Annotated in this window: 24 protein-coding genes; 9 read left to right on the forward strand and 15 right to left on the reverse strand. The window is 36.6% G+C overall.

Translation table 11 applies throughout. The annotated features are described in order from the left end of the window. Positions 1 to 4: 4 nt before the first annotated feature. From VBD025_RS17390 to VBD025_RS17405, 4 genes are read right to left on the reverse strand one after another with little or no spacing between them, the layout of a single operon-like run. Positions 5 to 1,042 carry a histidine kinase gene (locus tag VBD025_RS17390; protein WP_430787793.1) on the reverse strand — a complete coding sequence of 346 codons (1,038 nt, stop codon included), beginning with the start codon at positions 1,040 to 1,042 and terminating at the stop codon, positions 5 to 7. 15 nt (positions 1,043 to 1,057) lie between these two features. Further along, positions 1,058 to 1,831: a cell wall-active antibiotics response protein LiaF gene (liaF, locus tag VBD025_RS17395; protein ID WP_430787795.1), complete on the reverse strand. Its 774-nt coding sequence runs from the start codon at positions 1,829 to 1,831 to the stop codon at positions 1,058 to 1,060. Between the two features lie 19 nt (positions 1,832 to 1,850). Continuing rightward, positions 1,851 to 3,131 (reverse strand): MFS transporter, encoded by a 1,281-nt coding sequence (locus VBD025_RS17400; RefSeq protein ID WP_430787797.1) that lies wholly within the window; start codon positions 3,129 to 3,131, stop codon positions 1,851 to 1,853. A 52-nt stretch (positions 3,132 to 3,183) separates the two neighbouring features. Further along, complete coding sequence (locus tag VBD025_RS17405) at positions 3,184 to 3,828, reverse strand: phosphatase PAP2 family protein (protein ID WP_430787799.1); 645 nt, start codon at positions 3,826 to 3,828, stop codon at positions 3,184 to 3,186. A gap of 106 nt (positions 3,829 to 3,934) precedes the next feature. Here VBD025_RS17405 and VBD025_RS17410 point away from each other — a divergent pair, with 106 nt between their 5' ends. Together VBD025_RS17410 and VBD025_RS17415 are read left to right on the forward strand one after the other, a co-directional pair. Then, positions 3,935 to 4,369: a ferritin-like domain-containing protein gene (locus tag VBD025_RS17410; RefSeq protein ID WP_430787801.1), complete on the forward strand. Its 435-nt coding sequence runs from the start codon at positions 3,935 to 3,937 to the stop codon at positions 4,367 to 4,369. 191 nt (positions 4,370 to 4,560) lie between these two features. Beyond that, entirely contained in the window at positions 4,561 to 5,736 is a 1,176-nt protein-coding gene (locus tag VBD025_RS17415) for an amidohydrolase (protein ID WP_430787803.1), read from the forward strand. Between the two features lie 40 nt (positions 5,737 to 5,776). Here VBD025_RS17415 and VBD025_RS17420 read toward each other — a convergent pair whose 3' ends face one another. Next, complete coding sequence (locus VBD025_RS17420; protein WP_430787805.1) at positions 5,777 to 6,988, reverse strand: ABC transporter permease; 1,212 nt, start codon at positions 6,986 to 6,988, stop codon at positions 5,777 to 5,779. Next, the gene (locus tag VBD025_RS17425) at positions 6,981 to 7,724 is read right to left on the reverse strand and encodes an ABC transporter ATP-binding protein (RefSeq protein WP_430787807.1); all 744 of its coding nucleotides are present in this window, start codon (positions 7,722 to 7,724) and stop codon (positions 6,981 to 6,983) included. Before VBD025_RS17425 ends, VBD025_RS17420 begins: the two co-directional genes overlap by 8 nt. Positions 7,725 to 8,256: 532 nt before the next feature. Here VBD025_RS17425 and VBD025_RS17430 point away from each other — a divergent pair. From VBD025_RS17430 to VBD025_RS17440, 3 genes are all read left to right on the forward strand, one after another. Next, positions 8,257 to 8,682: an HIT family protein gene (locus VBD025_RS17430; RefSeq protein ID WP_430787809.1), complete on the forward strand. Its 426-nt coding sequence runs from the start codon at positions 8,257 to 8,259 to the stop codon at positions 8,680 to 8,682. A gap of 973 nt (positions 8,683 to 9,655) precedes the next feature. After that, a complete protein-coding gene (locus tag VBD025_RS17435; RefSeq protein WP_430787811.1) occupies positions 9,656 to 10,180 on the forward strand; it encodes a tryptophan transporter in 525 nt (174 codons plus the stop codon). Positions 10,181 to 10,314: 134 nt separating this feature from the next. Further along, positions 10,315 to 10,674 (forward strand): YtxH domain-containing protein, encoded by a 360-nt coding sequence (locus VBD025_RS17440; protein WP_430787813.1) that lies wholly within the window; start codon positions 10,315 to 10,317, stop codon positions 10,672 to 10,674. A 39-nt stretch (positions 10,675 to 10,713) separates the two neighbouring features. Here the strand turns inward: VBD025_RS17440 and VBD025_RS17445 are convergent, their stop codons facing one another. The 5 genes from VBD025_RS17445 to VBD025_RS17465 form a co-directional block, all read right to left on the reverse strand. Continuing rightward, entirely contained in the window at positions 10,714 to 11,538 is an 825-nt protein-coding gene (locus VBD025_RS17445; RefSeq protein ID WP_430787815.1) for a glycine betaine ABC transporter substrate-binding protein, read from the reverse strand. A 281-nt stretch (positions 11,539 to 11,819) separates the two neighbouring features. After that, positions 11,820 to 12,731, reverse strand: coding sequence for a glycine betaine ABC transporter substrate-binding protein (locus VBD025_RS17450; RefSeq protein WP_430787817.1), 912 nt, complete (start codon positions 12,729 to 12,731; stop codon positions 11,820 to 11,822). Between the two features lie 111 nt (positions 12,732 to 12,842). Continuing rightward, the gene (locus VBD025_RS17455) at positions 12,843 to 13,742 is read right to left on the reverse strand and encodes a glycine betaine ABC transporter substrate-binding protein (RefSeq protein WP_430787819.1); all 900 of its coding nucleotides are present in this window, start codon (positions 13,740 to 13,742) and stop codon (positions 12,843 to 12,845) included. Between the two features lie 83 nt (positions 13,743 to 13,825). Continuing rightward, entirely contained in the window at positions 13,826 to 14,680 is an 855-nt protein-coding gene (locus tag VBD025_RS17460; RefSeq protein WP_430787821.1) for an ABC transporter permease, read from the reverse strand. Further along, positions 14,673 to 15,872 carry a quaternary amine ABC transporter ATP-binding protein gene (locus VBD025_RS17465; RefSeq protein ID WP_430787823.1) on the reverse strand — a complete coding sequence of 400 codons (1,200 nt, stop codon included), beginning with the start codon at positions 15,870 to 15,872 and terminating at the stop codon, positions 14,673 to 14,675. Before VBD025_RS17465 ends, VBD025_RS17460 begins: the two co-directional genes overlap by 8 nt. A gap of 339 nt (positions 15,873 to 16,211) precedes the next feature. Between VBD025_RS17465 and VBD025_RS17470 the strand changes: the two genes are divergently transcribed. The 4 genes from VBD025_RS17470 (at position 16,212) to VBD025_RS17485 (ending at position 18,912) form a co-directional block, all read left to right on the forward strand. Continuing rightward, positions 16,212 to 16,688 (forward strand): GbsR/MarR family transcriptional regulator, encoded by a 477-nt coding sequence (locus VBD025_RS17470; RefSeq protein ID WP_430787825.1) that lies wholly within the window; start codon positions 16,212 to 16,214, stop codon positions 16,686 to 16,688. Positions 16,689 to 16,992: 304 nt separating this feature from the next. Beyond that, positions 16,993 to 17,538 (forward strand): DUF3267 domain-containing protein, encoded by a 546-nt coding sequence (locus VBD025_RS17475; RefSeq protein ID WP_430787827.1) that lies wholly within the window; start codon positions 16,993 to 16,995, stop codon positions 17,536 to 17,538. A 172-nt stretch (positions 17,539 to 17,710) separates the two neighbouring features. Next, on the forward strand, positions 17,711 to 17,896 hold the full coding sequence (locus tag VBD025_RS17480) for a hypothetical protein (RefSeq protein ID WP_430787829.1): 186 nt from the start codon (positions 17,711 to 17,713) through the stop codon (positions 17,894 to 17,896). 116 nt (positions 17,897 to 18,012) lie between these two features. After that, positions 18,013 to 18,912: a peptidylprolyl isomerase gene (locus tag VBD025_RS17485; protein WP_430787831.1), complete on the forward strand. Its 900-nt coding sequence runs from the start codon at positions 18,013 to 18,015 to the stop codon at positions 18,910 to 18,912. Between the two features lie 252 nt (positions 18,913 to 19,164). Here VBD025_RS17485 and VBD025_RS17490 read toward each other — a convergent pair whose 3' ends face one another. From VBD025_RS17490 to VBD025_RS17505, 4 genes are all read right to left on the reverse strand, one after another. Then, a complete protein-coding gene (locus tag VBD025_RS17490) occupies positions 19,165 to 19,359 on the reverse strand; it encodes a sporulation YhaL family protein (RefSeq protein ID WP_430787833.1) in 195 nt (64 codons plus the stop codon). Positions 19,360 to 19,428: 69 nt separating this feature from the next. Further along, entirely contained in the window at positions 19,429 to 20,376 is a 948-nt protein-coding gene (yhaM, locus tag VBD025_RS17495; protein WP_430787835.1) for a 3'-5' exoribonuclease YhaM, read from the reverse strand. Between the two features lie 33 nt (positions 20,377 to 20,409). Further along, the gene (locus tag VBD025_RS17500) at positions 20,410 to 20,964 is read right to left on the reverse strand and encodes a GbsR/MarR family transcriptional regulator (protein ID WP_430787837.1); all 555 of its coding nucleotides are present in this window, start codon (positions 20,962 to 20,964) and stop codon (positions 20,410 to 20,412) included. Between the two features lie 59 nt (positions 20,965 to 21,023). Further along, on the reverse strand, positions 21,024 to 23,984 hold the full coding sequence (locus tag VBD025_RS17505; protein WP_430787839.1) for an AAA family ATPase: 2,961 nt from the start codon (positions 23,982 to 23,984) through the stop codon (positions 21,024 to 21,026). Between the last annotated feature and the right edge of the window lies 1 nt (position 23,985).

Below are 23,985 nucleotides of genomic sequence, written 5' to 3' on the forward strand. Positions count from 1 at the left end.
CCCCTTAGCACGGAATTCGAATATCAATATAGGTACCTTCACCAGTAATGGAGCGAATGGTAAACGTACCGCCCAATTCTTCACTGCGTTCTTTCATTGTTTTTAATCCATATGAAGTTTTCCGATTAGAATCCTCACCCACGTCAAAACCCTGGCCATTATCCGCTATATGCAGGAATAGCTCCTTTGAACGTTCCTGAATTTTTATTTTTACTTCATCTGCCTCTGCATGCCTCAGAATATTGGAGAGCGATTCCTGAATGATACGAAATACGTGTTCTTCTGTGGTTTCCGGTAATTTCATAGATTCGTCTATATCCAATTTAAAATTCACCGTGCTTTTTTGCTTAAGCTCCGCTACTAATTTCTTTAATCCAAGTGGCAGGGGCTCACCTGATAGGTGAACTGGCCGCAAATGGAGCAATAATGCACGCATTTCTGTTTGTGCCTGTAATGCACTTGCAGCGACATCCTCAAGCTGTGACTTTGCCATTTCAGGATTTTTATCAAACTGTCTTAGCGATGCTTCGGCCATCATGGTTACTCCAAATAATTGCTGACTGACAGAATCATGAAGATCACGCGCTAACCGTTGTCTCTCTTCGATTACAGCAGCCTTATGTGCCGATTTTGCAAAATCGGCCTTTTCATCTGCCATCCGTTGTAGTGATTTAACTTGGTTCTGCATTTTTTTGCCTAACTCATTTAATTCGTTTCCAATACGTGCTATCTCATCATCTTCATTAAAATATACGCGGGAATGATAGTTTCCATTAGCAAATTGTGTGATTAGTACTGAAAAATAATCAAGCCGTTCTTTCATGTCTCCACTCGACTTAAAACCTACAAACAGTGAAATGAATAGTGCAAGAACTGCATAAGATATGATAAATAAAAAGATACTTTCAGCTGTAAGCCATAGCGGTTCAACCAGAACATATATGGATAATAGCAAGGATAACAGAATTACAGTAGTCAAAAACATTCCGTAGAAATGGGAACTTATATAACTAAATCGTATGCTGCTCAGTCGTTTTAACATGGATAAACACCTCCATTACACTTTATCCACGCGTACAGATCCCGCTTTTAATTTCAGCAATATATCCAACTTCCGCGTTGCCTCATCATAGTCATCACTCTTATAATATACACTTCTATTTATTCCTTCAGATGTTTGTCCCATGACATTCACCTCACCAGCTTTTACGGAAGCTTCAATTCGACAGGCAACATTCTCCGGCATCAGTATCTGAATATCCCCTGCCCAGCTGTTAATGCTTATCGGTATTTCCTTTTCAGGTATAAATGCTTTTGAAAAATCGATATAGTAATCACCTGCAGCATTATATAAATCCATCGGTTCCACTTTCCAGTTGGGTTCGGTGAATTGGTGATCGCCCATTGAAAATCGACTTCCCTTCTTACCTCTATGTGAATTGGACTCTTTCTTATTATCGTCTGTATCAATTACAAACTTAAAATTTTTCTTCCGCTTCGGACGGCCAATTATACTGAATCCAATATACACAATAAGCAATGGCCATAACTTAAGAACGTCATTAAAGCTAAACTGAATAAATTGCAGTTCTCCCAGTATTAGTAATGATCCGAAGATAAACAGAAAAGAACCAGCTATCCAGCTTCCACCCTCATGCCGTAAATCATCGATAAGCCATTTTAAACCGAAGACGATAAATAACGAAGAATAGACATATGGCCAAAGTCCATCCATGTTCATATTGACCATATTTAGATTCTGTAAAACTAAAATTATTCCTATTACAATAATAATAAATGCGAATAACGTTCGTAAAAATCGATTATTCATATCAATCACTCTCTCCATTTTATTGGTAACGCATAATGGTTTTATTTTTTATACAATAAACTCCAATTATTGCAACTATAATTCCACTTATGCTTATTATTGTCTGAATGGGAATACCAGCAGCAAGTAAAAATGACGTTACAAGATAGGACACTGGTATCAATCCTGTAGAAACCGTCATCAGAAAGCTCATCATTCTTCCGAGCATTTTCTTTTCCGTTGTTTGCTGCAGCATTGTAATCAATGGAATGTTGATTAATTGAGTCAGAAAAGCCATTGTCGCAACAAGTGCAGCGGTCAGGTAGAGATATGCTGAGAGGCCGGTGCAGGCAAATAGTAACCCCAGTATAATAAGACTGCCAATTAATGCGATGCCAGGCTTTTTAAGCTTAATTGTAGCAAGTAATACCGCTCCAAGTAATGCTCCAATTCCCATTGAAATCTCAAGTGTCGCCAGACCTAATGCATTTCCATTAAATATATCCTTAACTATTATGGGGATACCTATTGATAATGGGCCAGAGAAAAAGAAATTTATAAAAAACCCAACAGTCACAATCGAAATCACAAGTTCATTTTTCTTCGCATATCGAAATCCTTCTTTTAAGTCTTCCAAAGGAGTTGGCCGGTCAACTTCCGTTTCATCCTTCGGTAAAGAGATAAGTAAGACCGCTAAAGAAGAGAGCAGCAGCATTACAAAAGCTACAGAGAATACTCCTTCAAATCCAAGGAACGCAATCATGCTTCCGCCAAGGGCAGGACCAAGAATTGGACTGATTTGTGTTGTCATCTGAATGAGGGAATTTCCTCTCTGTAGTTGCTCTTCTTCTAAAATGGTAGGTGTAAGTGCATTTAGAGCGGGATAACTGAAAGCATCAGATATTCCAAATAACGCAGCGAGTCCTATCAGGTGATAGCTCGTCACTGTGTCTGACCATACCAGAAAAATCAGGATAAGAATTAATAGCGCTCTTGAAGCATCAGAAATAAACAGGACTGTTCGTTTGTTAAACCGGTCTGCAATAATTCCCCCAGCGGTCAGTAATAGCAGCCTTGGTATGGAGGCAGCTAAAAAAAGCATCCCAAAATAAAAACGATTGTCATTTATGGTTAACATCAACCATTCTGCTCCTATTAAGTATACATAATATCCTGGTGATGAAAATAACGCAGCGATAAATAAAAACATAAAATTGCGATTTTTTGATAAAGGAATGCTAGTTACTTCGCTTGAAGCTTGTGATGCGACGTTCATATGTAACGCCCTTCCGATAAGTGGTTTAATTTGTATCTTTATCATATCGGTTGAGGCGTTCTTTCATAACGACCTGCAGAACGTTTTAATCTCAGTCTTAAGACTGAGTAGTTCGTCGGTTGTGGATAGCTTCATACAAATACGTCCATATTAAAATAAATAAGTAGCCAAATAAAAACCCTGCTAAAACATCTGTAAGATAATGCACTCGTATGATATATCGGCTCATTCCTATACAGAATATAAGGATTGTAACACTTATTTGCATAATAAGAATTGCTTTTTTAGACTTTATTTTTTTCGATAAAAAATATACAAGTAAACCGAAGCAAACCATCGAAATCATTGCGTGTCCGGAGGGAAAGCTATAACCTTCTGCTTCTGCAGCGGCAAAAATTCTTGGTCTCTGTCTTTCAACCAGAACTTTAATACCAACATTAAGTCCATGGCTCAACAAAGTCCCACCAGTGAACATTGTCGCTACAAACCAATCACGAAAAATGAACCACAGCACAATTCCCATAATAATGGTAAACGGTGTTAGAAAAGTACCTGATCCAAGCTCGGTTACCCACCTAAACAGGAAGTATATATTTGAATCGGCCAGCGTACTCACAAAGTTTCTCGACCATTGATCAAGTAGCGGGATCGTTCCATTACTAATTTTTACTATCCACAGAAACGTTGTGAATAAAACAAACGCAAGCAGAAAAACATATAAATAACGACTTCTATTTCTCACTGTAAAATACCTCCTTACGTTAAATATACCCGAATTGGAACGTTTAAAAAGACTTGTTATGGGAATTAGTAAATTAGATACAAAAAATGAAAGGCTGGGATAGATAATGGATAAAGAATTACAGGAATTAATAGATGGATTAAATGTAGATTTAGCAAATGAATATGGAGCTGCAATTCAATATACGTATAGTGCGTCAGTAGTATCCGGGCTTTATCGTTCAGCGTTGAAACCATTTTTCGAAGCAGAAATTACTGACGAATTAGGCCATGCATTGTACTTATCTGAAAAAATTAAAACGCTAGGCGGAACACCAACCACAAAGTCTGCTGATATTCCGCAGCCTACAGAAGTCAGAGATTTACTTGAGGCATCCTTACAGTCTGAAACAGATACAATAAAACGCTATGAAAAACGTAAGGAACAAGCAGAAAAATTGAAATTAACCGAGCTTGTTGTAAAACTTGACGATATGATATCTGATGAAACACATCATAAAGAAGAAATTGAACGGTTACTTGAAGACCCAAGATTAACTTAAAGTTTAATCACAAAATAAAAAAATATAATTTATTTAAAAATCCGAACGGGTCCATTCACCTTGTTCGGATTTTTTGCGATTCTTAGCTACTTGAAGAGCATTCTAGTCTTTCAAATAGTATTCCTTATCACTTCCTCTTTTTTCACTATAATCTGCTACAATAGATACAAATGTTTTCAGGAGGTTATTTTATGCGCGAGAAGCTTCATACACTAATTGATTCATTATCCGAAGAAATGATAAAGATTCGACGTTACTTACACCAACACCCTGAGCTTTCGTTTAAAGAAGAAAAAACCGCACAATATATCGCTGATTTCTACGATGATCTAGGTATTCCATTTCAAACAAAAGTAGGCGGGAACGGTGTATTAGCAACACTTAAAGGTGGTAAACCAGGTAAAACTGTAGCGTTACGTGCAGATTTCGATGCACTCCCTATTCAGGATGAGAAGGATGTTACATATAAATCAAAAGTTGACGGTGTGATGCATGCATGCGGGCACGATGGTCATACAGCCACGCTACTGGCTCTCGCAAAAGCTGTTCAAGCCATTCAGGATGAATTACCAGGAACGATTGTCTTCCTTCATCAGCATGCAGAAGAGTACGCTCCTGGAGGCGCAAAACCAATTATTGATTCAGGTGCACTTGACCATGTTGACGCTGTATTTGGCACTCATTTGTGGGCTACCACTCCTCTTGGGGTATTACAGACGTCTAAGGATGTTTTTATGGCCGGCGCAGACCGGTTCGACATAACCATACAAGGTAAAGGCGGCCATGGCGGCTATCCACATGAAACAAAGGATTCCGTTTTAATTGGAGCAGAAGTAGTTACCCAGCTGCAGCAGATTATCAGCAGACGCATTGATCCGCTTCAGACGGCTGTATTAACAATCGGGAAATTCGAAGCCGGAAATGCTTTTAATATTATTGCTGATAAAGCTAAATTGATTGGCACTATGCGCTACCTGGATCTAGATATACAGGATAAAGTAATCGAAGAAATGGAACGGGTAATTAAAGGTGTTTGCCTGGCAAATGATGTTTCGTATGTGTTTAATTATGAAAAGGGATATCCTCCTGTTGTTAATCATGCAGAAGATGTTGAGCTTTTACTTCACGCAAGTGAGAATGTAATTGAAATCACAAGCCGTGACATCATTTCACCTGTTATGGCTGGTGAGGATTTCGCATACTACTTACACGAAAAACCTGGTGCATATTTTTTCACAGGTGCGAACAAAAAAGGGAATACGTTTCCGCACCACCATCCAAAATTCGATATCGATGAACGCGCTCTTCCAATTGCAGCTAAGACGTTGATCGAAGCATATTTAGCATTCCAGAAAAAACATCAGTAACCAAAAAGTATCCCGCCAGAGTTCTGACGGGATACTTTTCTTAATTCAATTTTCTTTTAACAAATCCATTGATAAACACATAATTAAAAAGTAATCCACCAATTAAAGTAATTCCAGCTCCTGCGAATTCCTGTGTTGGCAAAAATACAACAGCAAATATCAAAGTCTGAATTATTCCAAGCTGGTATAACCATTTTAAAACAGCATGCTTTCGCCACTTATGCTCCACTGGATACAGATCAAGCCACATATTCGTTCGATGATGATGATAGATCGTCATCATTTGAAAACTGCTCATGTAAATAAATAATAATGCAAAAAGGATTTTCATCCAGACTTGTGGGACAAAATAAATAAACAGTCCGCCAATAATAACCAGACGGATGTACATACCTAAATAGTCACCACTGCGGATGAATGTAATCCTGTATAAATAATTGTAGGTCGCTTTATTTTGAAACGGCACATTGGAGATAAGGAATGTCAGCCAGTTCCTTCTTTTAACTTTACTCTTTAGATGCGGCACGTCTGTCGCCATATTAGCAAAACGGTAAAATGCCTGCATACGATTGCGATCCTTTTCGACCAATAAATCCCACACGATCCCCGCCTGTTTCGCGGAAACCCTATAGTCATACAAAAATACAATTATAAATAACCCAGTTGTTACTGCCGTTAATACCATATCACCATTCACTAAAAAGTAGAAAACGGCAATAGATACAAGCGTCCGTGTAACTAGATCAACCTGACGAACGCCAGGTGCTCTTACTTTTAACATCCACCAATTCGCGAATAGATTCCACACCTTAAACACAAGCATTACAAGTACGGATAGTAAATAAACCTCTGTTCCACGCTCGGGATAGGATGCCGCGTATAACGGACCAAGAGCGGCAGCAATTAATAACACTAAATATAGCTGAATGATAAAACTGTACAGCAGCGCGTTACGAAAATAAGCGTTCATTTTACTTTCAGCAGCAATTAAAAATACTAAATCAGGTTCTTTCAAAAGCGTCCTAACCGGGCTATAACTTGCTACTAATCCAAAGGCAATACCAACCACCAAAGCGGCAGGAAAGTCATCAGGCAAATCCGCAATCCACTGTTGATAATAAACCGCAGTAGCGGATATAAAGAAGAGCAATGCTATCGCTGTATGTTCATTAAATACATAACGCAGGTACCGGCTTGTCTCTTTTAAATGCTCGGATAGCCGATTTTTAAAAAAGGCATGTGAATCAAACATGGCTTTCTTCCTTTGTCAGCTGAATATATAAATCATCCAGTGTTGCATCCGGCATTTTAAAGTCAGCTCGCAGCTCCTCAAGCGTTCCATTTGCTCTTATTTTACCATCATGCAAAATTACAAATCGATCACAGTACCGTTCCGCTGTTGCGAGAATATGCGTCGACATCAGTACTCCTGAACCGTTTCTCTTCATTTCTTCCATCAAGTGAAGGTACGATTGAATACCTAACGGATCAAGCCCTACAAAAGGTTCGTCTACGATATACAAAGGCGGCTCAAGTAAAAATGCACACATAATCATAACTTTTTGACGCATTCCTTTTGAAAAGTGTACAGGAAACCATTTTAATTTCTTTTCCATGCGAAATTCTTTCAATAAAGGTGGTAATCTTTTTTCAAAAAGTTCTTCCGGAATATCGTATGCCATTGCTGTTAACTTTAAATGCTCGTATAATGTAAGTTCATCATAAAGAATTGGCATTTCAGGTATGTACGCCATTTGTTTTCGATACGTTTCTGTATTTTGTTTAAACGTTTTTCCATTGATGGATACGGATCCCTTTTTAGCTTGCATCAATCCGATAATATGTTTAATCGTTGTACTTTTACCAGCACCGTTCAATCCAATTAATCCCACAATTTCTTTAGGTTTCACGTCGAACGAAATACCATGCAGTACATTCTTATGGGTGTAGCCACCGTGTAAATCTTCAATTTGCAGCAATGGTTCCATTGTATTGCCTCCTATATCTTTCATAATTTAAATTTTACCATTTATCCCCTGCAAAACCAAAACAAACTCTCCTTCAAATTTCTACATTGTTTGTGTATAAAATTTAACTATCTGCTCATAATAATTTTGAAGTCATGAGGATGGTCACTACAAAAATTTCGTATCAAATACTAAATGAGGTGTATGTGATCGAATATTTAATGTAAACCCATTTTATTATTCGTGTTAAATACAAATACTAAATGAGGTGTTTGTTAAAGGTCATCTAATGTAAACCCATTTTGTTACACGTAATTTCTGGTCAGAAATACAAACAAAACGGTTTTTGTAAGTTAGTTAACCTGAACGACCATCATGCTAACTAATTACAAAAGTCCCCAATTTAGATGAATATCCATTCTCATGCTTCTTAACGCAGGCTAGTCCAAAAGTACAATTATGTACTTGCGGACTATGCCTGTTATTTTTTATTATTTGTATTCAGGTTCATTCCTTTATACAATAGAGAAAATACGTTAAGGAGTGATAGTGGATGAGTAAGGAAGATTGCATTTTCTGTAAAATAATCGATGGGGATATTCCATCAGCCAAAGTATATGAAGACGACTATGTATACGCTTTTCTGGACATAAGCCAGGTTACGAAAGGGCATACACTCATTATCCCTAAAACACATACTAAAAATATTTATGAAACTCCTGAAGATGTGGCAAGTGAATTTTTTGCCCGTGTACCAAAAGTAGCAAACGCAATTAAAAAAACGTACAATCCTATTGGTATGAATTTGTTAAACAACAATGAAAAACCTGCAGATCAGTCCGTATTCCATTTACATATTCATCTAATACCGCGATATGGTGAAAACGATGGATACGCAGCTAAATGGCAACCTCATTCAGATGACTATACTAATGAGGATTTACAAGAAATTGCCAAGCAAATTCATGCTTCCATATAAATGATTCATAACACTCACAGCATTCACAGACAGAAATAATTAGGCACTTTAAGTATAAACTGCGCATTAGTTGCCTTTCAGAATCATTCCGAAGGAAACTGCTGAAAAAGTTACATGAAGTACAAATAAGAGGATCTACCCACCGCAACTTCGAATATACTCCGCTTTCCGCGGGCGAGTGGTGAGCCTCCTTGGACTGCCGTCCTACGGGGTCTCACCGATCTCTTACTTCCCACAGGAGTCTCCGTATATTCGAAGTTGCTAGGTTAAGTTGATTAAGTAGTTTTAAAATCCACCACTTTTTCAGTTACCTTCACCGCATTCCGGGTGTGTTACCTATACCCATCCCTGCGCAAAAGTCGACTTTCAGCATTGAAAATCACTTCTCGATATGGTGGATATGAAATTACAAAGTACAGACTAGTCGGCAATAGAGAATAGCCCTCTGAAAAAGAGGCAGATGTTATAAATTCTTTATTGCACCTCAACCAAGCATCATCGAATTCACGAGACTCCTGCGGGAACAGCGCGAGCTGAAGATCCCGCAGGAAAGCGGTTTTTGCTTATCCGAGGAAGCTGAAGCCGTGCCCGCGGAAAGCGAAGTGAATTCGATGATGCGATCGCAGATCCACTAAATCTATATTTAATTTAACTTTTTCAGTGATAATTAGTTGTCACGTGGAAATTTCAATTGAAAAAAATTGTATGTTAAAGCAAAGTTTGCATCAAATGCAACACAGTAACTAGAAACTTGTTTTTAGACACAGTTGTAATTCATATTTAGTAACATAATTCAAGTGCCACTAGGACAGCAGAGTAGTCCATTCGTTGTGAACTTGCGCATGCAAAAGGTGATTAACACTTTTTAATTAATAATAAATTTGTTATACTTATTTTACGTTTCTGCAACTGACAATGAGTGTACAGTTGGGAAATAAATAGATTAGCTTAGCTGAGAAGAGGAGAGTTCGAAATGAATAGTAGAGTTTTAATCATTTTATCTTTATTTGTAGGGATAGGTGCTGTGTTGCACACCGTCGTTCCACCAATTTTATTTGGTATGAAACCAGACATGTTGTTGGCTATGATGTTTTTAGGAATCATACTCTTTCCTAAATTGAATTATGTTGTTTTATTATCGATACTAACAGCGATTATTTCAGCATTAACTACGCTTGCTCCTGGGGGACAAATTGCAAACCTGATTGACAAGCCGATTACAGCACTTTTATTTTTTGGAATGTTTCTATTGATAAAGGACAAGATAAGAACATCTATAAGTGCTCCGGTTTTAACTGCTATTGGAACAGTAATAAGTGGTAGTATCTTTTTATTTTCAGCATTATTTATTGTTGGGTTAATGGATGGAGCTTTCACTATACTTTTCCTAACGATCGTATTGCCAACAGCCGCAGTTAATACAATTGTGATGGTAGTTGTATACCCTGTTGTACAAAGAGTAATGAAGAGATCTCACCTTATAACAGCATTTAAATGACCGATTTAAAAAATATCCTCTGGCACTAACTGGTCAGAGGATATTTATAAATACATAGATATTCGAGAAATACGTTTATTTGTAGTACAATAAAAGGAAAGATACAGTATGGATTTGAAAGGAGCGATTTTCATATGGTAAGAGGCAAATCGTTATTATTAGGTTTTGTAATCGGCGGGGTCGTTAGTGCATCGGCAACCTTATTAAGTGCACCATCCTCCGGAAGAGATTTACGTTCCAGAGCAAAAGTTCAAAGCACAGAATGGAAAGATATGATCAGCAACTTAAAATTTGATGGAATGCGCCTGAAGCAGCAAATTACCGATACATCCAAAGAAGGTGCAGCGTTAATAAAAGACCTTACGCAGGAAATCAAAAAGTCTGTTCAGGATTGGCAGGAAACTGTTGAACCACATCAGGAGAATATTCAAAAATATCTTGAGCAAATTGAATCTAGCCTTAAAGATTTAGAAGAAAAAGTAAAAAACCAATAAAAAAAGGACTTTCTCACGAAACGAGAAAGTCCTTTTTTCTTATTCTGCTGGTTTTAAATCTTCAATCGAGTCAATATCCATATAACTTGGTACAACTAGGCCGATCTTAGCGCCTTTCAGGTTTGGTCCTAAATCAACAAACTCACCTTCATATTTATCATAGAATTCTTTCGTTGTTATCGGCATCCAAACGCCTACTGTTGCGTCTGCATCAGCATTAGCGACTGCTTTATACATAACGGCAACATCGACTGGCGTAACCGTAACTTCAAATCCTTTTTCAGTTAATACTTTGGCAACTGCATGCGTAGCTGAAAGCTCTGAGCCCCACTGAGTCGTTACCAATTCAATTTCCACACCATCAACATCCTTCGCACCTTTTGTCCACTTAGCAACAACGTCAGGATGTTCTTCTACCCACTTCTTTGCTACTTCAGCGATATCTTTACCGCTTTCCTTTGCTTCTAACATAATTCCTTCCATGTCTTCTACTTTCCATGCAAACTGATCAATAATTTTATATGCTTCAGGTTTCTCTTCTTTTAAACCGTTTCTCGCTAAAGATTTAATTACTTCCGTTTCACCAAATACCCCTTTTGGATCTTTAAGATATTTTAAGTTTTCATATTTCGCAAACATCCAATGTGGATTCCAGCCAGTTATAATAATTGGATCTTCATTTTCAATCGCTTCACCAAGTTTGGACATCATTGCCGGAGTAGATGATTGCTTTAGCGTCCAGCCCTTTAAACTGTCATACTTTTCAAGCGCCTTTTCAGTAGTAACCGTGATCCCTGCACCTGGTTCAATTCCAGTAATCACATGATCAACAGCTTCACTATAGTTTTGCTTTTCCGTCAACATTAGCCTTTTCTTCCTTTGAACCGCATCCTGCAATAATTAAAATCATCATTATACCTATAGAAATAATTACTAACTTATTTAAACTCTTTTTCATACACACAACAACCTCTCTTTGAAAATCTAAGATGACACTTGGGTTATCGCCAAGCCATACCTGCTAAAAAAATCGGCGTAAACCTCGCCTTTAATAACGAATGCCGAATTTTATTTTATATACTTTCCTTACGTGAAATAGAAGACTGACACACTTAACAGTGGCAGTCTTCCTCCCTATAAGCCTATTACTCAGCTGGCTTTAAATCTTCTATAGAATCAATTTCCATATATTTTGGAACAGCTAAACCAATTTTAGCTCCCGTTAAGTTCTCACCTAAATCTTCAAATTGATCAGCAAATTTGTCATAAAACTTCTTATGTGTAACGGGCATCCATGCTGCTAGAGTGGCATCTCCATCACCTTCAGCAATAGCATTGAAAACGACTGCGACATCGACTGGAGTAATAGTAACTTTAAAGCCTTTCGATTTTAAAACTTCAGCTACAACATTTGCAGAGGCCCGTTCAGAATCCCAGGGAGTTGATACAAGTTCAATCTCAACACCGTTTACATCCTCCACACCTTTTGTCCATTCTGTAACAGCGTCTGGGTGTTCTTCAACCCATTTTTTCGCTACCTTGGCAATGTCAGTGCCTGCTTCCGTTGATTCAAGCATAATACCTTCCATATCTTCTACTTTCCAATGAAATTGGTCTAATAGTTTATATGCATTAGGCTTTTCTTCTTTTAATCCTTTTCGTGCTAGTGTCTTTATTACTTCCGTTTTTCCATAAACACCTTTTGGATCTTTGAGATATTTTAAATCTTCATATTTTGCGAACATCCAATGTGGATTCCAACCTGTAATAACTATTGGTTCTTGCTTTTCTATTGCTTCTTCAAGCCTTGTCATCATTGCTGCAGTTGAAGATTGTTCCAGGGTCCATCCCTCTAAACTTTCATACTCCTCAATTGCTTTTTCAGTAGTAAGTGTAATCCCGGCACCTGGTTCAATTCCAGTAATCATATGATCTACAGCTTCACTATAGCCTTGTTCTTTCTCACTGCCGGCATTTTTATCATCTGTTCCACAACCGGCTAGCAAAATCGCTGTTAAACCTGCAATTACTGTAACTTTAATAAAATTATTTTTCATACACAAAACATCCTTTCCTTATACTATTGAACAATAAAATAGAAAGACTGATACATAAAAACTGTATCAGCCCCCCCTAATTTTATATTTATCACTTTCTTCTTACACTATTTACTTAACACCTTTAGTCCATTCTGATACTTTATCCTGGTTTTCTTCAACCCAAGTAGCCGCAGCTTCTTCAGGGCTTGCTCCATCCTGAATTGCAAGCATTACACTTTCAATATCTGCTGAACTCCACTTAAATTGATCCAGAATTTTGTATGCTTTAGGCATATCTTTCTCTAGACCTTTACGTGCCATTGTTTTAATGTTTTCTGCATCTCCGAAAACACCTTTAGTGTCTTCTAGATATTTAAGATCATATTTTTGGAACATCCAGTGTGGAGACCAACCTGTAATAATAATTGGTTCTTCTTTTTCAATAGCTTCACCAAGTGCTGTAGCCATTGCACCACTGGATGAAGTTTGTACTGTCCAGTCGCTTAAGTTCTCATACTTTTCAACAGCTGCTTCTGCTTTTGCAACAACACCTGCACCTGGCTCAATTCCAGTAATTGTCTGATCTGCCTGTCCTTTTAAGTCTTCAATTGAATTAGCATCCATATACTTTGGTACTACTAGTCCAATCTTTGCACCTTCTAAGTTCACACCTAAGTCAACTAGCTGATCTTTATATTGAGAAAATAGTTTACCATGGGTACCTGGTAACCATGCAGCTACCATACCATCAGTTTCGCCAGTCGCAACTGATTCCCACATAACAGCATTATCTAGTGGTGTAACTGTAACGTCAAAACCTTGTTCTTCTAATACATTAGCGATTACGTTTGTTGACGCAACCTCCGTATCCCACTCCACATATGATAGTTCTATTTCTTTTGAAGCTTCTCCGTTGCTATCTGATGATCCTTCTTCTGAAGAACCCTCATCAGAACCACAACCAGCAGCTACTAATGATAATGAAAGTCCAGCTGCAATGCCGGCTTTTTTCCAGTTTAGTTTAAACATAACAATAAATCTCCCCTTTTTTCTTATTTATATATGGAAACTTTTCAAATGAAAAGATACCAGTATTACTCAATACTATATCCTTACTTATTTTTCGTATTCACATTTTGCGTGAAACGATCAATAATTATAGCTAATATTACGATTGCAAGTCCTGCTACAAATCCAGTTCCTACTTGCGCACGCTGCAGTGCTGACAGCACCTCTCTACCGAGTCCTGGCGCACCAATCATTGAAGCGATTACTACCATTGATAAAGCGAGCATAACCGTCTGATTAATACCAGCCATTATTGTTGCTTTAGCCATTGGCAATTCTACCTTAAATAGCTTCTGTGAACCTGTACTACCAAACGCTTCGGATGCTTCTACTAGTTCTTTGGAGACTTGTCTGATTCCTAGATTAGTAAAGCGAACCGTTGGTGGTGTTGCGAAAATTAATGATGCAAATACTCCTGGAACCATTCCGATTCCAAAGAATGCTACTGCCGGAATTAAGTATACAAAGGCAGGCATTGTCTGCATAAAGTCAAGCACCGGTGTAATAATTGATTCTGCTGTCTTACTCTTAGACATCAAAATTCCAAATGGAACACCAATGATGACCGATAATATACTGGATATTAAGACTAGGGTAAACGTATTTATCAGTTGTTCCCAAAGTCCCTGATTATAAATTAACCATAATCCTACAATTGAGAATGCTGCCAGTCCAAACTTTTTACCGGAGATAAGGAAAGCTAATACTGCAATAATCAGTATAATAATTACCGGTGGGACAAGCATTAACGTTTCGGAAACAAATTCCATAAACGTATCAAAATTCTCTTCAATTGGAGTAAAAATAAATTCAAATGTATCTGTTAACCATTCTGTGAACAATGCTGTTTTTTCAGCAATAGGTAATTTCGGCATAAAATCCAACATTTTATCAAGCATTATTTAAATTCACCTCACCATCACCAGTAAGGGCAGAAATAAGTGCGCCACGTACAATAATTCCAACCAGCTTCTCGCCATCCATAACTGCTACGGGAACAGGAGAATCATGAATAATATTGAAAATATCATGTAACGCTGTACCTTTTTCTACTCTAGGGATATCTGTACGTAGTATATCGTTTAGGTCACGCACATCGTTTTTTCTTGCTTCTGATGCATCATCTGCTGTCACAAAGCCTTGCAGATTTCGCATACCATCAATAACGAAAATACTGGAAATTCCTTCTTCTCGCATTCTTTCAAGTGCTACACGCGGCCCGTGTTTTTCTATATTAATAGTTTCTGGACGCTTCATAATTTGTTGTGCAGTTAAGACTTTAGAACGATCTACATCTTCGACAAATCGTTCTACATAATCATTTGCAGGATTAACCAAAATTTCTTCTGGTGTTCCAATCTGTACAATAGATCCATCCTTCATCAATGCAATACGATCGCCTAATCTTAATGCTTCATCAAGATCGTGCGTAATAAATATGATTGTCTTCTTCATACTTGCCTGAAGATCAACCAACTCATCCTGCATATCTTTACGGATTAAAGGATCTAATGCTGAGAATGCTTCATCCATTAACAGTACTTCCGGGTCATTAGCTAAAGCACGTGCTAACCCAACACGCTGCTGCATACCACCAGATAATTGATTAGGATTTTGATTAATATACCCACCGAGACCAACCATTTCCAATGCTTTTGTAGCTTTTTTCTTTCTCTCTTCTTTCGCCACATTTTGAATTTCCAGTCCGTACTCTGCGTTTTCCAGAATGGTACGATGTGGGAATAACGCGAAACGCTGAAAAACCATACTCATTTTTTCTCTTCGTACATTTCGCAAATCTTTTTTGTTCATAACTGAAAGATCTTCACCGTCAACCAATACTGTTCCTTCAGTAGGTTCAATCAAGCGATTCAGTAAGCGTACTAATGTTGATTTTCCGCTTCCTGACAATCCCATGATCACAAATATTTCACCCGCATCAACTGAAAATGTTGCGCGATTTACACCAACCGTATTTCCGGTTAGTTTTAAAATCTCATCCTTACTCTTCCCCTCATCCAATAACTTCTGGGCATGTTTAGGGTTTTTGCCGAACACTTTTGATAGGTCCTTAACTTCTATGACCGGCATTCCGTTCACCTCTACTTTTCTTTGTTTCTATATTAGGTTTTGCTAACGTCTAAGTATTTAGTCTTGATTCTTTATAATTAGAAATGAAGTAAATAAAAAGACTCTAACACCGAACTACTTTTTTCCACTCCCTAACTATATAACGTATTGCCTATACATTTCAAACATTATATACGGTCAATTTTGTATATATTTTTTGTACAGTATAAACTGTACGTAATTTACGGGCGTATTTCTTTCATTTACTGTCAAATACTCCATATTTCTCATCTGTTTGTGATTTTCAATAGATAATCATTTGATGTAACCTTTAGATAATAAGCCTTTTAGGAGGATTTTATGAAGGATCAGACAAACGAACAATTAACTACTAAAATTGTAGTAGAATTTGCAAAAACAATTGAACTCTTTGATTTAACACCTTTAGAAGCGAGACTATTTGCCTATTTATATCTAACAGAGGGAACCTTGACACTTGATGAAATGAGTGAGGCAATCGGAAAAAGCAAAACATCGATGAGCACCAGTATCAGAAGTTTATTAGATATAAATTTAGTCACACGTGTATGGAAGAAAGGAGTTCGCAAAGATTTATACCAGGCTAATGCGCACCTGTTCAAAACTTTTATGAATTCCTATATCAATAAATGGATTGACGCTATTAGTCATCAAAAGAGCTCGTTTGACGAAATTAAATCCAATTTAGATGCTGCACCAACTGATAAAAATATCGAATTTCTTAATAAACGTTTGATCAGTATAATGGAATTTCATAAAAATATTGAAAAATCGTTTCACCACTTGAAAAATAACTGAAATAATAGGGTAAGGGACTATGCTGAAATGTAGTTCTCACCCTATTATTTTTTTATTTCTTCTTACTTCCTCTCGTCCAAGTAAAAAAAACTGTTTTTCACACCATCAAAATCGATGATTTCCACGTAAAAAATATCTCGCTTAACATTCTCGAAAACACTGGTATAACAGCGTTTTGTTTATGTACTTTAATAGTAATAAAAAAAAACCTCATAATCTATTGCAATTTCAATTCAAACGTACTATTATTCTTAAGGGATTGAGCAAACAATTCAACTAGAATTACGCTAAGGAGGGGTCAAAAATGAACTGCTGGAAAACCGTTAATTTCACAAAAGAATATGGTGTGAATAGAATATACTTTCTATCATTTTTGATCGGACTATTAACATTCATTTTCCTTTTTGTACCTTTTTCTACTATACATGGTACAACAAACTCAAATGAATTTGGTATTGTTCCATTCCTTTGTTTTCTAATTTTGTTGCCAACCATTCACTCGTTTATGCATGTATTACCATTAACTATGATGAATAAACGAACTAAAATTTACTTTAGTTTTAAAAAGAGTTTGATTCCAACATGCAAATATTACCCAAAAGTGTTCTTATCGAAGCCAATATCCATTATGGCAGCATTTGCACCTACGCTTTTTATAACCGTACCTGGGTTTATAGCATCACTTATATTTGTCGACTATTATGTTTATATATTATTGTTTACAGCGATTCATATTGGCGTTTCATTTACTGACTTTCTATATATACACCGAATAAGTAAAGCGCCAAGACATTCCTATATTGAAAGTGAAAAAGATGGCTTTGCTATACTGGTCAAGGCAAAAAATTAGTGAAAAATCACCTGAATAAAGATGTCAGGTGATTTTTAATTTAGCAAAATAACTTTAACTCTATTCATTTCCCAGAAATTTTGATAAAGTAAAGATTGTGGTGTTTTCGAAAGTTACCTATTCTTTTGTAATATGCAGTATTACATCTCCAATAGGATTCAAGGAGGTTTCTATGAGTATTTTCTACTTAATTTACGCGTTATTTGTTATATTTATTTTCAACTCACTTACTCATCAGTTTTGTTTGAAAATGGAATTAAATCAAAAGAAACAATCCACTGTATATAGAACGATCAATATGATGATAATGGTTTTACTGATTACTTCATATATTAGAGTTTTAAATGAAATCACCTGAAAAAATTATGTAAAAACTGTGTAAAATACTAATATAACTATTTTTTTGGTTACATACTATGGTATATTAATCATTAGTTTCAAATGTAAAAACATAAGATTAGGAGTGTTTTATAAATGAAGAAATTAGTAATTGCATTATCGCTTTCAGCAGGTGTATTAAGCTTAACAGCTTGTAACTCTGACAAAGATGAAAAAGCGGTTGTAGAGACAGAAGCAGGTAACATTACACAGGAAGAGTTTTATAACGAATTAAAAGATACGAACGGTGAACAGGTACTAAAAGAAATGGTAACAGTTGAAGTTCTTGAGAATAAATATGAAGTATCTGACGAAAAAGTTGATGCTGAAGTACAAAAACTTAAAGATCAATACGGAGATCAGTTTGAAGCTGCTCTTCAACAAAGTGGCTATAAAGATGTAGATGCATTTAAGAAGGTTGTAAGAATTAGCTTATTAAAAGAAGCTGCCGTTTCAGAGAATATTGAAGTTACAGATAAAGAAGTTAAAACACAATATGAACAAATGAAAACTGAACTTAAAGCATCCCACATATTAGTGGCGGATGAAAAAACGGCAAAAGAAGTGAAGCAAAAACTTGAAAATGGTGCAGATTTTGCTGAATTAGCAAAAGAATACTCTACTGACAAGGCTAGTGCGGAAAAAGGTGGAGACTTAGGATATTTCTCTGTCGGCTCAATGGTTCCTGAATTTGAAAATGCTGCTTATGATTTAGAAGTTGGCAAAATAAGTGAGCCTGTTAAAACTCAACATGGTTACCATATAATTAAAGTGACGGACAAGCGTGATACCGAAGCTGAAATTGGAACGTTTGAAGAGGAAAAAGAAAGTATCCGTCGTGAGCTTGTAAACAGTAAAGTAGATCCAACACAAGCACAATCTAAAATTGACAAATTGATAAAAGATGCAAAAGTTAATGTGAATATCGATCAATTTGAAAACTTATTTGAAACTAAAAAACCAGCAGAAGAAGCTGCTAAAGAAGAAGCTAAGTAATGTAAAGTTAAAAAACCCCCTGATCCAAATGGATCAGGGGGTTTTTTTGTAAAACTTAAACGCCAATACCAGGCGTTTCGGTCTCTTACTTATTCGGCTGCTTCTGACAAGTCGCTTTCGCTTTTCTTTTCTTTCCAGCTGCAGCTCCTAGGGTCTAGCAAATAGGTAGTCCTGATGAAAGTACGTAAAGGTCAACGTACTTTCACAGACCCATCTATCTGTACGCCCCCTAAACAGTCGCCTTCGCTTTTCTTACTGCGACATGAATTCTTTTTTTTCTTTTGTTTCTTTTTCCTTCTCCATACGATCCATGAAGACTCTTCCTTCACGTTCAATAAATTGTTCTTCAAGTCTGCGTTCTGCACGCATTGCCCGATAAGCCATATATCCACTCAAAAAAATAAACAGAATCATCATTAATACCCACCAAGGCACTCCGATAATCATAAATATTGCCCCCTTGTCCACCTTTTCTTTAAAAAGTATATGTGGAAGGCTATTAAATTATGACTTTACTTATTCTTTTTCAAATGAAGGCTTATAGAATGATCGATTGTCTAATGCAAAAATTCTTTCCGTGAATTCTCCTGGTTTCACTTTTTCCAGCGACCGATTGAGCATATTCATTTTCGCATCAATTAAGTCAATTAAATGCAAAAGTTCAGCTTCCCTAACTAGTGGAGGTTTCGGGCTTCCCCACTCTGCTTTACCGTGGTGTGACAAGACTAGGTGCTGCAGGATAAGGACTTCTTCTCCTTCAATTTGCAGCTCTCTTGCAACTTGTCCGATTTCTTCTACCATCATCGGAATATGACCAAGTAATTTCCCTTCGATCGTATAGGAAGTTGTTACTACGCCTGATAATTCTTTTAATTTTCCCAGATCATGAAGAATAACTCCTGCGTAAAGTAAATCCTTATTTAGCTGAGGGTATAAGTGATGTAATTCTCTGGCTAACGCTATCATACTGACGATATGATGCGCTAACCCTGAAACATACTCATGGTGGTTTTTTGTTGCAGCAGGGTATGTTAAAAGTGCAGTCTGATGCTTCTTAATAAATGCCCGTACGATTCGTTGCATAGCAGGGTTTTTCATTTCAAAGATGGCTTCTGTGAGCTTTTCCATCAATTCTTCCTTTTCAACTGGTGCTTTTTCAATGAAATCTGTTACATGTACATCATCTGTAGGCTGTGCTGGTCTCAATGAAAGAATTTTCAATTGTGCTTTACCTCTAAATTGATTAATTTCGCCGGATAACTTTACAATTTTCTCTGGGGTAAATAGTGATTCATCCTCTTTTGTAACATCCCATAGTTTAGCATCAATTTCACCTGTTGAATCACGAAGGATAAGTGTTAAAAATGGTTTACCGTTACTGGCAACTCCACGGTTAGCTTCTTTAATCAGAACAAATCCATCAAACTGTTCACCGATTGTAATATAACCTAATCCTTTTTTCATCCCCTTTTCCCCCTTGTTGTTCCTACTTTTTCATTACTCATCCATATTCTTTGGAATTAAATTAAAAATTTCCCCCGACTCAATAACCTGAATAAACTTCATCAGCCATTTATAGTAGTTTTGAGCATATCGGAGTCTTTCAATATCGTTGTTAATGGTTTCCTTTAACTCTTCATTGTTTGTAGATTCCTGAATCTTCATTAATTCTTCAACAGCTTCGTCGGCTTCTTCAATGTTAGTTTCCGTATGGTGACGCCAGCGGTTTCCAAATAGAGAAGTGAAAGATTTGTACCAATCCTCCTCTGATTTATATAGATCTTTACGTACACCTTTTTTAAAAGTGGATTCTACCATCTTCATATCGGTTAGTGCACGCACTCCTGTTGACATGCTGGTCTTGCTCATCTCGAGGGCTTCCCGCATATCATCTAATGTCATAGGGTCTTTTGAAAAGTATAAAACCCCGTACAACCGTCCTACAGAGGAGGTGATTCCATATAAATTCATATTCTTGGCAATAACCTGGATAAATTTTTCTTTTGTCTCTTCGTATAGCTTCCAGTCGCTTGTCTCATCAAATTCAGGCAATGGATGTCCCTCCATTATTTCATTTTACGCTTATCTACAGAAAATTTTATCATTAAACATCAGATTTTGCGAATAGATTCCGTCAGGTGCGTTATATTCCGTTTATTTATATTGCTAATAATTTCCTTCTTACACGTAAATAATACAACTTGTCGATTGGCTGAAATAGCAGTAATAAGATTTATCATCTGTTCCATTCTACTATCATCAAAATGAACAAATGCATCGTCAATGATAAATGGCATGTTGTGTGAATCGCTCATTACTTCACTAATCGCCAGCCTTAAAGAAATATACAGTTGATCTCTGGTACCCTGAGATAATTCATTTACCGAATACCGCAACCTGTCTGCTGATTCCACTTGAATTAGTCTTTCCATTGATGGAGCAAAAACATGTGTATAAGCATTATTGGTTAGTATGGAAAAGAAATCCGATGTTTGATCCATTATTCGTAACATGTATTTATCACGGTAATTATTCTTAGTTTCCGCCAACATTTCCTTTGCACTTTTTAGTACTGCCCATCTATCTATTAATTTTACTAGTTCTGCATTTTCCAGATGAAAGCGATGCATCGTTTGGGAGTGTTCTTCAGAACTTTCCATGTTATTCAGGTCGGCTTGCAGAGAAGCTAACTGACGTCGCTTTTCCTCGAGTTCTTGTTCAGCCAGTTTTAATTTACCGCGAACGTCTTTTTGCTCTTCCTCTATTTGCGTATTATCCAATGATGTACCTGCTACTAATTCAGAAATCTTCTCCTTAGAGAAAATCATATCTAATTGTTCGAGTGTATCTGCTTCTTTTGCTTCAGCTTGCTTTTTATCTTCCAGTAATGCGTGCTTTTGATAAAATCCATCTTCCGTTTCCGTTTCAGCAAGCTTCATCAGATTTTCGAGTTCCTGCTGAAACGTCTGCAGTTTTTGATTTACACTGCTGATTTGTTCGTCAGCTGCTTTTTTCCATGTGGTATACTGTACAAGCTGTTGCTTGAAATCATCGTGTTTTTTCTTTTGTTCTACTAGAAATGTAAAGTGGGAAACAGTTGCTTTATCTTCTATTTCCCAATTCTTTTTATTTAAAAACGTTGTTACTTTTTCTGGGATAGATAACGATTCTTCTTTCAAATTATCTAATTTTTCTACATTTCTCACCCACTCTTGCTTCTGCTTTAAAATAGACTTTAAAACGTGATAGAAGGAAGGCCAATTAGTTAATTCGATTGATTCTAGAATAGGAAACAGCTTTCGTTGCTGAGCTATGCTTTCATCGATTCTTATCGCCTTTTGTACTATGATTTCATGTCTTTCGTGCCACTTTATCTTTTCTATATTATTTGTCTGTAGTTTATCTTCCATCATTTTACTTTTACTTGTAGCTTCATCATGAATAGCCAAAAGACTTTCTGCTTCTTTTTTTTCCTCCAAAGTGACAGGTATAGCATCATCATTTTCAAAAGAATGGTTCATTAACTGATCCATTGCTTTAATTGATTGTTTAGCAACTAACCATTGAACAGTTCCGATAACTAATAAAACCAATGCAATTCCATAGCTCCATGTACGTTCAATTGAAAATCCAATGAGACTAAAGATCAATCCAATCAACAGACTACCAATAAATAAATGAAAAGATGTTCTTTCTTTTTTATGTTTAAAGGCTTCAAAATTTACTGTTTGTTTGTTTACTAGTTTTGAGTTATGCGTAGTCTCATAACTAGTAATGCGATTGGAGAGTTCATCTACTTGAACTGGAGATAACTGCTTTTCCTGATAGGAACCTAAGCTTGAACTCAGCTCTTTCTCCTGTCTTAGTAGAACTGCTTCCTCTTGCGTTAATTTTTCCTGCTCAAATTGGATTTTCTGTGTTTCTTCATTTAATTGATTCCAGGTATTTTCTGTATGATAGGTAAGTGATAACCCTTCCAAATCTTCAAGCGCGAGATTTGTATCAATATTGTTCATTTCATTTTTTAAACTTATCTCCTGCTCCTTTAATTTATTTTCCAGATTGTTAATTTCTTTTACCTGTTCACTATACGTACTTCGTGTTTCAAGTAAACGTTGCAATTCCCTATATGTCATTTCATCTAATAGCGAATTTTTTATTTCATCCATTTTATACTTGTATTCCGAGAGATTCTTTTGAAGGATTTTATGTTCGCTTTTAAGTGGAAGTATTTTTTCTTTAACAGCTTCCCACCTTTTTATACCATTTTCGGGAAATGGAATTACTTTTGGATATGTTTTTAGTGCATTCTTATGATTGTTCAGCTTCCGTAGATTAGGAAGCGCTTGTCTTAATTTTTCAGTTTCTAAGAGTTTTCTATTCTTTTCTCGGATTGTATGTTCAAGCTCCGCTATTTTATTCTTCGTTTCGTCTAGGTCTGCTGTTTTTTCATTGTACTTTTTTTCCTGACTCTTAAAGGAATGTACTTTATCTGTAAGCTCATCCAGATAATCAAGCTGTTGATTAATCACCGGTTTTTTTCCGTACGGCTTGAATAATTCGTTTATTTTGCTCTCCAAACGCTTTTCAACAGCATAAATATCGATAGATCCAGTCAAACTGACACCTAACAGGACCTCACCTAGATCCTCTTCATTTAACGTTTTTAGCGTGTTTAAATCTAACGCATCAAATGAGTAGATGGACTGGTAAATTTGACGATTCATCCCGTTTAATCGATTTTTCAACCATACTTCATCAGTCTCTACACCGTTAGGTAATAAACATTTAGCTGCTCCATTCCGCACCTCGTCCAGTCTTTCAATTGTATACTCACCTACTGACTCTTCGTAAACAGTAAGTGAACCTCCCATTTTCCCACTTGTTTTGGAACGATATAGTGCACGCTTCTTTGGCTGAAGCCCAAATAATATGAATAGAATAAACTGCTGAAGGCTAGATTTTCCGGATTCATTTTCTCCATAAATTACATGAAGATCATCCGGTTGAAAATCAATTTGATAATCATGCCATTTTGCAAATCCATATATTTTAGCACGTATAAACTTCATA

Origin of the sequence: Virgibacillus flavescens (assembly GCF_050574275.1) — a bacterium.
In the GTDB taxonomy this organism is placed as follows: domain Bacteria; phylum Bacillota; class Bacilli; order Bacillales; family Amphibacillaceae; genus Virgibacillus_F; species Virgibacillus_F flavescens.

Excerpts from the sequence above, each read along its gene's own strand:
- VBD025_RS17390 (WP_430787793.1), bottom strand. The coding sequence starts at position 1,042 with ATGTTAAAACGACTGAGCAGCATACGATTTAGTTATATAAGTTCCCAT.
- liaF (WP_430787795.1), bottom strand. The coding sequence starts at position 1,831 with ATGAATAATCGATTTTTACGAACGTTATTCGCATTTATTATTATTGTA.
- VBD025_RS17400 (WP_430787797.1), bottom strand. The coding sequence starts at position 3,131 with ATGATAAAGATACAAATTAAACCACTTATCGGAAGGGCGTTACATATG.
- VBD025_RS17410 (WP_430787801.1), top strand. The coding sequence starts at position 3,935 with ATGGATAAAGAATTACAGGAATTAATAGATGGATTAAATGTAGATTTA.
- VBD025_RS17415 (WP_430787803.1), top strand. The coding sequence starts at position 4,561 with ATGCGCGAGAAGCTTCATACACTAATTGATTCATTATCCGAAGAAATG.
- VBD025_RS17420 (WP_430787805.1), bottom strand. The coding sequence starts at position 6,988 with ATGTTTGATTCACATGCCTTTTTTAAAAATCGGCTATCCGAGCATTTA.
- VBD025_RS17425 (WP_430787807.1), bottom strand. The coding sequence starts at position 7,724 with ATGGAACCATTGCTGCAAATTGAAGATTTACACGGTGGCTACACCCAT.
- VBD025_RS17430 (WP_430787809.1), top strand. The coding sequence starts at position 8,257 with ATGAGTAAGGAAGATTGCATTTTCTGTAAAATAATCGATGGGGATATT.
- VBD025_RS17435 (WP_430787811.1), top strand. The coding sequence starts at position 9,656 with ATGAATAGTAGAGTTTTAATCATTTTATCTTTATTTGTAGGGATAGGT.
- VBD025_RS17440 (WP_430787813.1), top strand. The coding sequence starts at position 10,315 with ATGGTAAGAGGCAAATCGTTATTATTAGGTTTTGTAATCGGCGGGGTC.
- VBD025_RS17445 (WP_430787815.1), bottom strand. The coding sequence starts at position 11,538 with ATGTTGACGGAAAAGCAAAACTATAGTGAAGCTGTTGATCATGTGATT.
- VBD025_RS17450 (WP_430787817.1), bottom strand. The coding sequence starts at position 12,731 with ATGAAAAATAATTTTATTAAAGTTACAGTAATTGCAGGTTTAACAGCG.
- VBD025_RS17455 (WP_430787819.1), bottom strand. The coding sequence starts at position 13,742 with ATGTTTAAACTAAACTGGAAAAAAGCCGGCATTGCAGCTGGACTTTCA.
- VBD025_RS17460 (WP_430787821.1), bottom strand. The coding sequence starts at position 14,680 with ATGCTTGATAAAATGTTGGATTTTATGCCGAAATTACCTATTGCTGAA.
- VBD025_RS17465 (WP_430787823.1), bottom strand. The coding sequence starts at position 15,872 with ATGCCGGTCATAGAAGTTAAGGACCTATCAAAAGTGTTCGGCAAAAAC.
- VBD025_RS17470 (WP_430787825.1), top strand. The coding sequence starts at position 16,212 with ATGAAGGATCAGACAAACGAACAATTAACTACTAAAATTGTAGTAGAA.
- VBD025_RS17475 (WP_430787827.1), top strand. The coding sequence starts at position 16,993 with ATGAACTGCTGGAAAACCGTTAATTTCACAAAAGAATATGGTGTGAAT.
- VBD025_RS17480 (WP_430787829.1), top strand. The coding sequence starts at position 17,711 with ATGAGTATTTTCTACTTAATTTACGCGTTATTTGTTATATTTATTTTC.
- VBD025_RS17485 (WP_430787831.1), top strand. The coding sequence starts at position 18,013 with ATGAAGAAATTAGTAATTGCATTATCGCTTTCAGCAGGTGTATTAAGC.
- VBD025_RS17490 (WP_430787833.1), bottom strand. The coding sequence starts at position 19,359 with ATGATTATCGGAGTGCCTTGGTGGGTATTAATGATGATTCTGTTTATT.
- yhaM (WP_430787835.1), bottom strand. The coding sequence starts at position 20,376 with ATGAAAAAAGGATTAGGTTATATTACAATCGGTGAACAGTTTGATGGA.
- VBD025_RS17505 (WP_430787839.1), bottom strand. The coding sequence starts at position 23,984 with ATGAAGTTTATACGTGCTAAAATATATGGATTTGCAAAATGGCATGAT.